Raw genomic sequence first — 12,757 nt, forward strand, 5'->3', positions numbered from 1 at the left:
AGCGACAAGTCGTGCGAGTGTTCCGTTGCGCGCGCAACCGTGGGGAAGCTCGCCTTCCGCGTGCCCGGCACGGCAGGCTGTTGCCAGCCGTCCGGCACGCGCCGACGCCCGGTTTTCCCGCAAGTCGGTCGGGGTTTCCGGCTCCGCAAGACACGAATGCGCCACCTCGCGCGTCGCGGCAACACGACGCTGCGGGCGCATTGCCTCATCAATTCGCTGGCCGCCGTGCGCCAGCGCCAGCACGAAACAGGGAGAACCTGCTGTATGAGTTTTACCCAACCCAGCCTGTGGTATCGCTTGCGCCGTCCGGTGGTCGCGTTGATTCTCGGCCTGCTGCCATTCTGGCTGTTTCTCGGCACGTCGCAACAGACGACGGTGAACGGTCGGGTGGTGCAGGACACCAGCTTCAACATCCTGGGCTTGATACTCGCGATCGCGGGCCTGGTCATGGCGGTGAAGATGCTGATCAAGGATGGCGCTTATGGGGAACCGCAGCGTTGGTGGTTGCGCAGCGTGCTGGCGGTGCTGGCCGCGGCGCTGTGCATCTTCCAGATCGGCCAGACATCGGGCTTCTACAAGGTGGAGCTGGGCCGCGAATTCGTGGAACTGAAGACGCGTCTGTTCGGCCCGTCCGAGCCGGGCGCCCGCTCGCTTGCGCCCGAACTCGACAAGGCGTCGCGTGCCCGCGTCGAGCAGCGCGCGGCGTCGGTCGATCAGGTCGTCTTGCGCGACGACATCGCCACCTCGGTCGCCCGTATCTACGCCAATGGCACGTTGTTCAACCTCTACGCGGCGGCCTGCGACGATCCGGGTCGGCGCTTCCGTTTCGAGGAGGCGCCCACGCTGCTGGGCGACGACGATCGTGCCTTCATCGAGAAATCGAAGTCGCTGGCCGAACAGAACGCGTCGGATCGCATCGACTGCACCAGCCCGTCCACCCGGGAGTTCATGCGCGACTGGCTGGCTGACGACGTGCACCGCGACCGGGCGGCGCTCGCGCTGCAGGTCGAGGCCTATCGCAAGCGGTTCGGCGACACGCCTGTCGAGGAGGTCAAGCAAGCGCTGAGCTCCAAGGACGTGCCCGCGCGGCTGGGTGACACGCTGGAGGCGGTGCAGACGGGCTTCACCACTCCGCGTGTGCCGGTGCCCGTGGGCAATGCCGGGGAGAGCAAGCTCGATTTTCCTGAGCAGGGTATCGACATCAGGTTCGATGCGGAGAACCGCGTGAAGGCCATCACCGTGCGCGCGCCGTTCGCGGGTCGATTCGTGGGCTTGAAGATCGGTGACAGCCGCCGCACGGTCAATCGCGTGATTGGCGGCGCGTGGATCAACGTGCGTTTTCCCTACGACAATAAGTCAGCCGCGCTGGACATCGACGTGCGCCGGAAAGTGCTGCCAACGGACTATCAGTGGCTCGATACGCGCGCCGGCAGCGACAAGACGGAGCTGACCCTGGCCGGCCCGGTCTACGCCAGCTACGTGGACGAGATCACGTTGTCGATGCCGCAGCCGCCGCGCTCGAACTGAAGGCCGGGCCGGGCGCTGTCCTCGCCAGGATGGCGCGTGCGCCGGCCTCGCTCCGGCAGGCTCGACGATGCCGGCCGCAACCTGCGAGACCGTGCGGTGCGCGCGGCTGGGCCGGCGCCCGCGCTTTCTTTATGCGGTCTGCTCAGCGAGCATCACCAGCGTTTGCTGCGGCAGGACCTCGTCTTGCGTGATCTCGAACGGCAGCGACACCGAGCGCCACACGCCGTGCGGCAGCGCCGCGCGGCAGAAGTAGGCCATGCTGCCGCGGCCGACCAATGAGCCTTCGTGCTTGCCCTGCTGATCGAGCAGCGCGGCGCGGGCGCGCACGCAGTCGGCCAGCTCGCCGGAGGCCGCGTCCCAACCCAGTTCGAGCACGGGCACCAGCATGCGTTCGAGCCCGGTCTTGGGTGCCAGGGCGAGCGTGGCGATGTGCAGCGCGGGCTTGTCCCAGCGGTCCGACTTGCGCAGCGACACGATCTCGAAACCCGCCGCGCGCGCGGCGCGGATGACGGTGTCGTGCGGCAGCGCCAGCAGGGCGGCCAGCGCCCAGCCATCGTGGTCGGCCGTGGTCAGCCGGGCGACGCAGCGTCCGGCCCACGCCGACGCATCGCCGCGCCAGGCCTGCCAATACGGCGCCAACACATTCTTCAGCGATCCCACCTCGTGCAGCGCGCCGACCAGGTTGATCTGGTGGTCGAGCGATTGCGGTTCGGTGAGCAAGCGGGCCGCGACGGCTTCCACCGCGTAATGGCCTTTTTCATTGGCGCTGCGGACCAGTTTCTTGAGCTTGGGGCTGAGGTCGGTGCTCATCAGGGGCGGACATCCTTACGGCGAAAACAGAGGCCGTCGCATGTTGCCACAAGCCGGTCGACCGGCCGGCGGTTCAACACGAAACAAAGGTGTCAGACTGCATTTATCGCGACACGACGACGCGCGGTAAATGCAGTCTGACACCTTTTTGACGGTTGCCGCGCAGGGGCGAGCGCGAGGCGGGCGAGGTGCGTTCAGGCGCGAGGCGAAGGCGCCGGCACGGGGGTGAGAGACGCCCGGAAGAAATGCGAACAAAGGTGTCAGACTACATTTTCAGCGGCGCAGCGAACCCGAGAAAATGCAGTCTGACACCTTTGTTCCGGCGCACAGGCGACACGGAAAATGCAGTCTGACACCTTTGTTTGAAAGGGCCGCGTCGGAAAAAATGCAGTCTGACACCTTTGTTTGGAGTCGGGCCGCTGCGAAAAATGCAGTCTGACTCCTTTATGAAAATGCAGTCTGACACCTTTGTTTTCAGCGTTGCAGGCAGGCGGTGAGGGCTTGCTGGAGGCGGGTCATTTCCTTGTCTACGCCGAGGTCGGCGCAGTAGGCGCCGGCGCCGCGCAGGGAGAGGGCGAGGGTGGACGGTTGGCGGAGCTGGGCGCGCAGGCGGAAGCCGGAGACGTTCTGGGCGTTGAACTGTTCGGTTTCGAAGATGCCGTTGGCGGCGTCGCGCACCGGGACGCCTTTGTCGACGAGGTAGCCGCCGTCGCTCCGGGCGATGGTTTCCTGTTCCAGGCAGGCGAAGACTTTTTCGGTGGGCGTGTTTGCCGGAACGGCCAGGGAGGCGACCTTGCCCGGGCCGAAGCCATTGCACGCCGCCGGGGAGAACGCGCATCCGGCCAGGGTGGCCACGACGGCGAATGCCGCGACCCGCGTTCCATGCCGCCAAAAAGATTGCGCCTTGCACGTACGGTTCATTCGCTGTCTCCGCTTCAGGATTTTGCGTAGCTTACCCGTGATGGCCCCGATGTCGAAACGGTTGCGGGCGCATCCAAATGCCCACTCCCCGCGTTGACGCGACGGCGGCGTGAGCCTGCCGCTGCCGCGCTGGGCTGCGTGACCCCGCCGTCAGCGATCCGGAAGCGGCGCTTGCACCCCAAAGGTATGCGCTTCCACATCGCCGATACAGTATAGGGGTGAACCCCAATCCATACCCTATGGGTATGGAAATGACCCATTAAGTATTGGACGCTGCTGCGGCGGCGGTCATATAAAGCGATCCTGTGACCACCAACCTTGCCGTATCCACTATGTCCGCAGCAACCATCGAACGCGTCGAAACCTCCCTGGTCGATCTGCCGACCATCCGCCCGCACAAGCTGTCGGTGGCCACGATGTTTGGCCAGACGCTGATGCTGGTGAAGGTGTACTGCAGCGACGGCGTGGTCGGGATCGGCGAAGGCACCACGATTGCCGGGATGGCCTACGGGCCGGAAAGTCCCGAGGCGATGAAGCTGGCGATCGACGCGTACTTTGCCCCGGCGATGATCGGCCAGGACGCGACCCGGATCCAGGCCCTGATGGCCCACCTGGGCAAGCTGGTCCGTGTGAACCATTTTTCCAAGAGCGCGATCGAGACCGCGCTGCTCGATGCCCAGGGCAAGCGCCTCGGCGTGTCCGTGAGCGAGCTGCTGGGCGGACGCCGCCGCGACCGGCTGCCGGTGGCCTGGACGCTGGCGTCGGGCGACACTGCGCGCGATATCGCCGAGGCCGAGAAGATGCTGGACACGCGCCGGCACCGCGTCTTCAAGCTGAAGATCGGCGCGCGCGATCCCAAAACCGACATCGCGCACGTGGCCGCCATCAAGCAGGCGCTGGGCGACCGCGGCGCCGTGCGCGTCGACGTGAACATGGCCTGGAGCGAGACGCAGGCGGCCTGGGCGATCCCGGCGCTGGCGCAGGCCGGCTGCGAGCTCGTCGAGCAACCGGTGGCGAGCGCCGCGGCGCTGGCGCGCCTGATGCGCCGCTTCCCCGTCGCGCTGATGGCCGACGAGGTGTTGCAGGGCCCCGAAAGCGCGTTCGAGATCGCGCGCCAGCACGGCGCCGACGTGTTCGCGATCAAGATCGAGCAGAATGGCGGGCTGTTCGCGGCCCAGCGCGTGGCGGCGATCGCGGATGCGGCCGGCATCGAGCTCTACGGCGGCACCATGCTGGAAGGCGCCATCAGCACCATCGCTTCGGCACAGCTGTTTGCCAGCTTCGCCCAGCTGCAGTGGGGCACCGAGCTGTTCGGCCCGCTGCTCATCACCGAAGAGATCCTGACGCAACCGCTGGACTACAACGACTTTGCGCTGACCGTGCCGGACGGCCCCGGCCTGGGCATCTCGCTCGACGACGAGAAGGTCAAACGCTACACCCGCGACGGGCTGATTAAGGTCACCGACCGCAACCATTGAATCCGGGGCACGCCCCGACACAGACAGATAACCGACTGGAGACAAGACATGAGCCTCAACGTGTTCAACGGCAAGGAAACCCAGGACCTGCTGGCCGCCGCCACGAATATCGCCGGCAGCGAGGGCAATCCGCGCTTCAAGCAGATCCTCAATCGCCTGCTGAGCGACCTCTTCAAGGCGATCGACGACCTGGACATCACCCCCGACGAGGTGTGGGCAGGCGTCAATTACCTCAACCAGCTCGGGCGTGACGGCGAGGCCGCGCTGCTGGCTGCCGGCCTGGGCCTGGAGAAGTATCTCGACATCCGCATGGATCACGAGGATGCGCTGGCCGGCCTGGACGGCGGAACGCCGCGCACCATCGAAGGCCCGCTCTACGTGGCCGGCGCGCCGGTGCGCGAGGGCGTGTCGCGCATCGACGTGAACCCCGATCCGGACGCGGGTCCGCTGGTGATCCGCGGCAAGGTGACCGACACCAACGGCGCGCCGCTGGCGAACGCGCTGGTGGAGTGCTGGCACGCGAACTCCAAGGGCTTCTACTCGCACTTCGATCCCACCGGCGCGCAGACCGAGTTCAACCTGCGCGGCGCCGTGAAGACGGGCGCCGACGGCGAGTACGCGTTCCTGACGCTGATGCCGGTGGGCTACGGCTGTCCGCCGCAAGGCGCTACCCAGCAACTGCTGGACGCGCTCGGCCGCCATGGCAATCGTCCCGCCCACGTGCACTTCTTCGTGAGCGCCGATGGCCACCGCAAGCTGACCACGCAGTTCAACATCGAGGGCGATCCCCTCATCTGGGATGACTTCGCCTACGCCACCCGCGAGGCGCTGATCCCGAAGGTGGTCGAGAAGACCGGCGGCGAAGCGCTGGGCCTGAAGTCGGATGCCTACAAGGAGATCGTGTTCGACGTCGTGCTCACCGGCCAGGTCGAGGGCAAGGACAACCAGATCGTTCATCGCCTGCGCGCCTCCGCGCAGGCCTGATTGCGGCGGCGTCGCGTTGGGGAACGCGGCGCCGACGCCCAACACAACATACCGATAACGCGCGATGCGCGAGCCCGAGGAGACTCACATGGCAGCAACGCTTTCCATACCGACCCTGATCGACCAGGAGCGCATGGGCGCCTTTCAATGGCGCGTCCTGATTCTTTGCTTTCTGATCGCACTGTTCGACGGCTTCGACACCCAGGCGATGGCATTCACCGGGCCGGCGATTCTCGCCGCCTTCAAGCTCGAGGCGGGCGCGCTGGCGCCCATCCTCACCGCCGGCATCGTCGGCATGACCGTCGGCGCCATGACGCTGGGCCTGGTCGGCGATCGCATCGGCCGCCGTCCGGCCGCCCTCATCGGCGTGGCGGTCTTCGGCCTGGCGACGCTGCTCACCGCGGGCGCCACCGAGACCTGGCACATCCTGGCGCTGCGCTTCATCGCCGGCCTGGGCATGGGGGGATGCACGCCCATCGTGCTCGCGCTGGCCGCGGAATACGCGCCGGCGCGCCTGCGCGGCACGGTCATCACCGGTGTCCTGCTCGGCCTGCCGGCGGGCGCGATGCTGGGCGGCCTGCTGGCCGCACGCATGCTGCCGGTGATCGGCTGGCAAGGCATCTTCATCGTGGGCGGCGTGGCGCCGCTGCTGTTGCTGCTGGCCCTGGTGCTGCTGCTGCCGGAGTCGCTGCAGTTCAAGGCGATGCGCGGCGACGCCGCAGGGCAGGGTTACGTGGCCCGCATCCTCGCCAAGATCTCGCGCCAGCCGCTGGCCGCCGGCACCCGCTACACCGTGCCGGAAGATGCGACGATCCGCGCCAGCGTGAAGGCCCTGTTCGCCGACGGCTATGCCCGCAAGACGCTGGCGATCTGGTCGGTCTATCTGCTGAACTGGGTCGCGTGGTTCATGCTGTTGTCGTGGCTTCCGACCGTGCTCAAGGCGGCGGGCCTGCCGGCCGAACAGGCGCCGATGGGCACTTTCACCGTCAACCTCGTGTTCATCGTCTGCGCGATCCCGCTGTCGTACCTGATGCCGCGCGTGCCGACCCGCTCGCTGCTGATCGCGATGTTCGCGCTCGGCATCGCGGTGGCCCTCGGCCTGGGTTATGCCGGCACCGACTGGACGCTCGTGTTCATCCTGATCGGCGCGGCCGGCCTGGGTATCGGCGGCCAGCAGCTGGCGCTGAACTACCTCGTGATCGGCGCCTACCCGACCGCGCTGCGTGCCACGGCCACCGGCTGGTCCATCGGCATCGGCCGCGCGGGCGCCATCATCGGCTCGGCCATCGGCGGCAGCTTCCTGGGCTGGTTCGGCCCCTCGGGCTTCTTCATGGTGCTGGCCATTCCGCTGGCGGGCGCCTTGCTGGCCGTGCTCGCGGTGGACACCAAATCGGCGCGGCCCGTCGCGGGCGACCTGTCGCGCGCGCATTGAGAAGGAAGCAGGGCAATGAATCGCTTTGAAAATCAGATTGCGCTGGTCACGGGTGCGGCCCAGGGCGTGGGCCGGGCCACCGCCCGGCGCCTGGCCGCCGAGGGCGCCGCCGTGGTGTTGGTGGATCGCGCGGCCGAGCTGGGCGAGGCGGTGGCGCGCGAGATCCGCGACGCGGGCGGCCAGGCCTCGTTCATCGATGCCGACCTCGAGACGCATGCCGGCGCGCAGCGCATGGTGCAGTACACGATGGACACGCACGGGCGCATCGACGTTTCGGTGCACAACGTGGGCGGCACCATCTGGATGAAGCCGTTCTGGGAGTACACGCCCGACGAGATGCAGCGCGAGGTGACGCGTTCGCTGTGGCCCACACTGTGGTCGTGCCGCGAGGTGATCCCGGTCATGCGCGCGCAGGGCCGTGGCGCCATCGTGAACGTCGGCTCCAACGCGACGCGCGGCATCTACCGCGTGCCGTACTCGGCGTCCAAGGGCGGGGTGCATGCCGCCACGATCTGCATGGCGCTGGAGCTGGCCGAGAGCGGCGTGCGCGTGAACTGCGTGTCGCCGGGCGCGCTCGACAACGGCGTGCGGGCCATCCCGCGCAACACCGAGGCGCCATCGGAGCAGGACCAGGCCTGGCAGCGCGAGATGTACGCCGACTGCCTGGCCGGCACGCCGATGCATCGCATGGGCAGCATGGAGGAGGTGGCGGCCGCCATCTGCTTCATGGCCGCGCCGGAGGCCTCCTATATCACCGGTCAGGTGATGTATGTGGCGGGCGGGCATCTGGGCTGAGCGTCGGCAGAGACCGCGCAGAGACGGCGGCCGTGACCGCGACGGCCGCCGCCGCCCGCAATCCGCTCACAAGCCGCCGACCACCCATTCCAGCAGCGCGTTCTGGGCGTGCAGGCCGAAGGCCAGCGCCGCCGGGCCCGTGCAGCTCTTGTGCGCGAGCGCGGACGGGTCGACGGTGTCGGCGGCCGGCTCGGCCACCGCGATGAAATCCAGGTCGGGCCGCAGGCCGTCCAGGCGCTCCGGCGTGATGCGGTAGCCCGCCAGCAGCGCGCGCTCGGCGTCGCGCGGCGCCGGCGCGGTCACGATCAGGTCGGCATCCGCGAGCTCGGCCACGTCGCTGGTGGCACGAAAGCGGGTGGCGGGCGCCGGCCGCAGCGCCAGCCAGGGCGCGGCATATACCTGCACCACGTCGATCGGCAGCAGCGCCGCGGCCTCGAGCCAGGACTGCAGCCGCGCGCAGTCGGGCATCACCGCGCACACCTTGATGCCGTCGATCCGCCCATGGCGGTGCAGGTGCCACGCCAGGTCGGCCAGCACCGGCAGCGGCTGGTTGCGCCAGGTGCCGGCGTTGATGACGGGGCAGGGCGCGGCCTGCGCCAGCGCTTCCAGCGTGGGCAATTGCTGCGCGCCGGCCACGATCACGTCGAACCAGGCGCCCAGCACCGCGCCCGCGCTGGACGCCTGAGTGGCGTCGCCCCAGTCGGGCGCCACGGTGGCGCAGGTGCCGCCCATCGCCTTGATGCCGAGCTCGAACGCGCTGACGTGGCGCCAGGAGGCGGGCGGCGGCAGGGCCACGTTGCGCCCCGCCAGCGCCTGCGGCATGCGGCGCGCCTGCCACCAGCGCGCCATGTCCTGCGCGCCTTCGATGAGGGTCATCAGCTCGCGCGTGTCGAGGGTATTCAGCGCCAGAAAGTCGCGGGACGGGGCTTGCATATCCATATCCGGTTTTCGAGGATGGGGCATTGTGCCGCATGAATGCTGGCTGTGCGCATCGCGACGCTGCCCGGTCATGTAGGTATTGCGCATCGGTATTTCGCCCGGGCGCGGGCGCGATCGTATCTTGGCCGCATGACAGTTCACCGCAAAGGGTGGCAACCATGGGCAAGGACAGCGTTACACAGCATGCGGGCGGCATCGAGATCCGGCCGCTTTCCGTCTTCACCGGCGCCGAGATCCACGGCGTGGATCTACGCCAGCCGCTTGCGCCGCACCAGGTCGCGGCCATCCGCCAGGCGCTGGCGCGCTGGAAAGTGGTGTTCTTTCGCGACCAGCACATCGACCACGCGCAGCATCTGGCGTTTGCCGAGCTGTTCGGCCGGCCCACCAGCGCGCATCCCTACGATGCCAACCCGCCCGATGGCTTTCCGCAGATCCGCACGATCTCGTCGCACTCGACCAGCGGAAGGCGCGGCGAGCGCTGGCACACCGACGTGACCGGCGTGGTCAATCCGCCGGCGGCATCCATTCTGCGTGCCGGCGAGCAGGTGCCCGAATACGGCGGCGACACGCTCTTCACCAATCTGGTGGCGGCCTATCGTCACCTGTCGCCGCCGCTGCAGGCGCTGGCCGACGGCCTGCGCGCGCGCCATCAGTTCGGTGGCTACAACGGCGACTTCGACAACGAGACCGTCTACGCCCAGCGCGTGCGCGCCGAGCCGCGTGTCGCCGAGCACCCGGTCGTGCGCGTGCTGCCGGACACGGGCGAACGCGCGCTGTTCGTGAATCCGGGCTTCACACGCCGCATCGTGGGTTTGAGCGAGGCCGAATCGCGCCATCTGCTCGCGTTGTTTTTCGAGGCCATCACCCAACCCGAGTACACCGCGCGCTTTCGCTGGGCGCCCGGCAGCATCGCCTTCTGGGACAACCGCGCCACCGCGCACCAGGGCCCGGGCGACTTCGCCTACCTGGACGCCGAGCGGGTGCTGTATCGCATCACGCTGGCCGGCGAGGTGCCGGTCGGAGTGGATGGCCGCGAGTCGCAGGCGATCGCCGGCGGCCGTTTCGACGCTTTGACACCGGTGCGGCCCGAGGCCGAGCCGGCGCTGGTTTGAACGCAGGAGTTGCACATGAAAGGCAGGAAGTATTGGAAGAGCGGCCTGGGCGCCGTGATTGCGGTGGCCGCGGGCCTCGCGCTGTGGTCGGGCTCGGGCGCGGCGCCCGTCGCGAGCGACGAAGTGGCGCGCTACCCCAACAAGCCCGTCAAGATCATCGTGCCGGTCTCGGCCGGGGGCAGTGCCGACAAGCTGGCGCGCACCATCGCGCAGCGGCTCGGCGAGAAGTGGCATCAGAGCGTGGTGGTCGAGAACCAGCCGGGCGCCAGCAGCGCGATCGGCAATGCCGCAGTGGCGCACGCGCGGCCCGACGGCTATACCCTGCTGTTGAGCGGCGACGCGCTGTCGCTCAACGCGCTGCAGCCGCAGCGTGCCTACGATCCGCAACGCGATCTGGTGGGCGTGACCAAGGCCGTGACCAATCCGCAGTTGCTGGTGGTGCGGCCCGGCCTGGGGGTGAAGACCTTCCAGGAGTTCGCCGAGCTGGTGAAGAAGAAGCCGGGCGAGGTGACGCTGGCGCTGCCCGGCGGCACCGGCAGCCTGCAGCACCTGGCCGTGGAGCTGCTGAACGAGCGCATCGGCGCCAAGACCAACCAGATCCCGTATCCCGGCGGCGGGCCGGCCTCGCTCGACCTGCTCGGCGGCCATGTCGACGCCATGCTGATCACGCTCGCGGCCGCCACCGAAAACGTGCGCTCGGGCAAGCTGGTGGCGCTGGCGGTGACCACCAGCTATCGCTCCAAAGCCTTGCCCGACGTGCCCACGCTGCAGGAGGCGGGGCTGCCGGACTACGTGGTGGAGAGCTGGCAGGGCCTGTCCGCGCCGGCCGGCACGCCGCGCCCCTTGGTCGAGCGCATCAACCGCGACGTGGTCGCGGTGCTGCGCGAGCCCGAGACGGCCAGCCTGCTGGAAAACCTGGGCTTCACGCTCGCGGCCACGCCGCCGCAGGACGTGGACCGCACCGTGGCCGAGGATATCGCCACCTACCGGCGCGTGCTGGCCAGCGCCGGCGTCGACCTGAAGTAAGCGCTGCGCCGATCGCCACGCCCCGCACCTGAGCGCGGCGCGTATCTGCGTCCTGCCCGCGTCCTCCCCGAACCCGCCCCGGCATTCGCCGGCGCGGGTTTTTTTGCGACCAGGGCAGGGTGCGGCCCGGGGCCGGGCCGGGCAGCGCTACCGCTGCCTGCGCGCCACCTGTGTGACGATTAGCCCGGCAAGCACCAGCCCGCCGCCGATATAGGTAGCCGCGGCGGGCGCTTCGTCGAGGAGCACGGCGGCGAGGACGGCGGCGAACAACGGCTCCGAGAGCTCGAACAGTTGTACCTGCGCCGGGGAGGCCAGCGACACGGCCCGGGTCGTGCAGTAAAAGCCCCCGATCGATGGCAGCAGGGCGATCGCCAGCAGTCCCGCCCAAAGGGTCAGGTGCGGGGCGGGCAACATGGCGCCGTCTGCGGCGAAGGGCAGAGCCAGATACAGCGAGCCAAACATGAGCAGCCCGCGCGTGACGGCCAGCCCGCCGCCCAACCTGAGGAACTTGGCCAGCACGGTGAAGGCGCCATAGCCGACGCCGGCCACGGCCGCCAGCGCGATACCTTGCAGATGGCCCCGCGCCGAAGCGTTGGATACCACTGCGTCGGGCGCCGAAACGTCGGGCGCCGCGGCGCCCAGCACCAGCGTGAGCCCCAGCAGGCAGATCGCGAGCCCCGCCCAGCTCGACGGGGCCGGCCTGTCGCCCAGCATCCACCAGCCCAGGAGAAATGCCGAGAGGGTGGCGGTGGCCATCAAGGTCAGCACCACGTTGGCGGTCAGCGCGTAGCGATAAGCCGAGGTCTCGAAGAAGAAGAGCACGGCAATGCCGAAGAACGCGCACAGCGCCACCGATTGCCATGAGGCCCGCCCTTGCGCGCCCGACGCTCGCGCCCTAGCGGCAAGACAGAGCAGCAGCAGAAATCCGATCAGGCTGCGGAAGAACGCAATGCTGGCGGCGGGCAAATCACTGGCTGAAACCCATTTGCTCAACACGCCGATCGTGCCGTTCATGAATGCGGCGGACACGGCAAAGAGTATGCCTTTGACCTCGTTCTTTATGTGCATGCGTGCGGGAATCCGGGTCTTGGGTTGAATACGGTCTCTGCCTTCGGTGCGAGAAAGAACCGGCCCGACGCGCCTTCACCGCCACCGTCGCCGGCGCGGGCACCGGCGCGGGCACCGGCGCGGACGCGGGCATCGAGCACCGGGCCCGACAAGGCCGCAGGCCGTCCGTTCAAAGCGCGGCTTCGATGCGTGCGAGCCGCCGGCATCGCCGTCCGCTGCGCAGACGGAACGCTGGTTCGGCACCCTATGCGATCCGGGGATGGGCCGGGCCGGCAGCGACGTGCTTAGCGGACCGCATGACCCCGGCGAAACCCAATCTGGTCCGTAGACGCCACAAGCCCGGCGGGAGCCGGCCCCACCCAGCCAGCGCTTCGGCACAATCGCCGTCCTTTCCCATACAGCGGCCCTCGAACTCGCGGTGTCGCGAAACGGACAGCCCGAAATGGGCCCGTCGAAGCGCCCGGGATACACCCCTGGAACGGTTCCAGACCGGCCGAAACGGGTTTTTGCCCGTGGCAGGCCGGCGACAGCCGCGCCGCGATCAAACAGTGTTTCAAACGTTGTTGTATGTGACTGGGCCCGTTTGACGGCTGCGACCGCGGAATATGAGAGCAAGCACTGGCGCGGCTTTGCGACGGATTTGTCGACGTGAGACGGGTGTCGCT

General features: G+C 68.4%; 11 protein-coding genes. 7 read left to right on the plus strand and 4 right to left on the minus strand.

Annotation, left to right across the window (positions count from 1 at the left end):
- Positions 1-156 precede the first annotated feature (156 nt).
- Positions 157-1,527, plus strand: a complete 1,371-nt coding sequence (locus CEG14_RS09290) for a hypothetical protein (protein ID WP_143277185.1) — start codon at positions 157-159, stop codon at positions 1,525-1,527.
- Between the two features lie 129 nt (positions 1,528-1,656).
- Here CEG14_RS09290 and CEG14_RS09295 read toward each other — a convergent pair whose 3' ends face one another.
- Entirely contained in the window at positions 1,657-2,337 is a 681-nt protein-coding gene (locus CEG14_RS09295; protein ID WP_094826100.1) for a hypothetical protein, read from the minus strand.
- A gap of 474 nt (positions 2,338-2,811) precedes the next feature.
- On the minus strand, positions 2,812-3,258 hold the full coding sequence (locus tag CEG14_RS09300) for a hypothetical protein (RefSeq protein ID WP_094826101.1): 447 nt from the start codon (positions 3,256-3,258) through the stop codon (positions 2,812-2,814).
- Positions 3,259-3,590: 332 nt separating this feature from the next.
- Here CEG14_RS09300 and CEG14_RS09305 point away from each other — a divergent pair, with 332 nt between their 5' ends.
- The 4 genes from CEG14_RS09305 to CEG14_RS09320 all read left to right on the plus strand — a co-directional run bounded on the left by CEG14_RS09305 (position 3,591) and on the right by CEG14_RS09320 (position 7,947).
- Positions 3,591-4,736 (plus strand): muconate/chloromuconate family cycloisomerase, encoded by a 1,146-nt coding sequence (locus CEG14_RS09305; protein ID WP_094826102.1) that lies wholly within the window; start codon positions 3,591-3,593, stop codon positions 4,734-4,736.
- A 48-nt stretch (positions 4,737-4,784) separates the two neighbouring features.
- Positions 4,785-5,720, plus strand: a complete 936-nt coding sequence (gene catA / locus CEG14_RS09310) for a catechol 1,2-dioxygenase (protein WP_094826103.1) — start codon at positions 4,785-4,787, stop codon at positions 5,718-5,720.
- 88 nt (positions 5,721-5,808) lie between these two features.
- A complete protein-coding gene (locus tag CEG14_RS09315) occupies positions 5,809-7,152 on the plus strand; it encodes an MFS transporter (RefSeq protein WP_441299863.1) in 1,344 nt (447 codons plus the stop codon).
- 15 nt (positions 7,153-7,167) lie between these two features.
- Entirely contained in the window at positions 7,168-7,947 is a 780-nt protein-coding gene (locus CEG14_RS09320) for a 1,6-dihydroxycyclohexa-2,4-diene-1-carboxylate dehydrogenase (RefSeq protein WP_094826104.1), read from the plus strand.
- 66 nt (positions 7,948-8,013) lie between these two features.
- Here CEG14_RS09320 and CEG14_RS09325 read toward each other — a convergent pair whose 3' ends face one another.
- Complete coding sequence (locus CEG14_RS09325; RefSeq protein ID WP_179280571.1) at positions 8,014-8,880, minus strand: ornithine carbamoyltransferase; 867 nt, start codon at positions 8,878-8,880, stop codon at positions 8,014-8,016.
- 164 nt (positions 8,881-9,044) lie between these two features.
- On the opposite strand from CEG14_RS09325, the gene CEG14_RS09330 reads away from it, so the two are divergent.
- Complete coding sequence (locus CEG14_RS09330; RefSeq protein WP_094826106.1) at positions 9,045-9,998, plus strand: TauD/TfdA dioxygenase family protein; 954 nt, start codon at positions 9,045-9,047, stop codon at positions 9,996-9,998.
- A 15-nt stretch (positions 9,999-10,013) separates the two neighbouring features.
- Positions 10,014-11,024, plus strand: coding sequence for a Bug family tripartite tricarboxylate transporter substrate binding protein (locus CEG14_RS09335; RefSeq protein WP_094826107.1), 1,011 nt, complete (start codon positions 10,014-10,016; stop codon positions 11,022-11,024).
- A gap of 147 nt (positions 11,025-11,171) precedes the next feature.
- On the opposite strand, the gene CEG14_RS09340 is transcribed toward CEG14_RS09335, so the two are convergent.
- Positions 11,172-12,092: a DMT family transporter gene (locus CEG14_RS09340; protein ID WP_094826108.1), complete on the minus strand. Its 921-nt coding sequence runs from the start codon at positions 12,090-12,092 to the stop codon at positions 11,172-11,174.
- Positions 12,093-12,757: the final 665 nt, after the last annotated feature.

It is taken from the genome of Bordetella genomosp. 1 (genome assembly GCF_002261335.1).
GTDB lineage: Bacteria > Pseudomonadota > Gammaproteobacteria > Burkholderiales > Burkholderiaceae_B > Bordetella.

Excerpts from the sequence above, each read along its gene's own strand:
- CEG14_RS09290 (WP_143277185.1), top strand. The coding sequence starts at position 157 with ATGCGCCACCTCGCGCGTCGCGGCAACACGACGCTGCGGGCGCATTGC.
- CEG14_RS09295 (WP_094826100.1), bottom strand. The coding sequence starts at position 2,337 with ATGAGCACCGACCTCAGCCCCAAGCTCAAGAAACTGGTCCGCAGCGCC.
- CEG14_RS09300 (WP_094826101.1), bottom strand. The coding sequence starts at position 3,258 with ATGAACCGTACGTGCAAGGCGCAATCTTTTTGGCGGCATGGAACGCGG.
- CEG14_RS09305 (WP_094826102.1), top strand. The coding sequence starts at position 3,591 with ATGTCCGCAGCAACCATCGAACGCGTCGAAACCTCCCTGGTCGATCTG.
- catA (WP_094826103.1), top strand. The coding sequence starts at position 4,785 with ATGAGCCTCAACGTGTTCAACGGCAAGGAAACCCAGGACCTGCTGGCC.
- CEG14_RS09315 (WP_441299863.1), top strand. The coding sequence starts at position 5,809 with ATGGCAGCAACGCTTTCCATACCGACCCTGATCGACCAGGAGCGCATG.
- CEG14_RS09320 (WP_094826104.1), top strand. The coding sequence starts at position 7,168 with ATGAATCGCTTTGAAAATCAGATTGCGCTGGTCACGGGTGCGGCCCAG.
- CEG14_RS09325 (WP_179280571.1), bottom strand. The coding sequence starts at position 8,880 with ATGCAAGCCCCGTCCCGCGACTTTCTGGCGCTGAATACCCTCGACACG.
- CEG14_RS09330 (WP_094826106.1), top strand. The coding sequence starts at position 9,045 with ATGGGCAAGGACAGCGTTACACAGCATGCGGGCGGCATCGAGATCCGG.
- CEG14_RS09335 (WP_094826107.1), top strand. The coding sequence starts at position 10,014 with ATGAAAGGCAGGAAGTATTGGAAGAGCGGCCTGGGCGCCGTGATTGCG.
- CEG14_RS09340 (WP_094826108.1), bottom strand. The coding sequence starts at position 12,092 with ATGCACATAAAGAACGAGGTCAAAGGCATACTCTTTGCCGTGTCCGCC.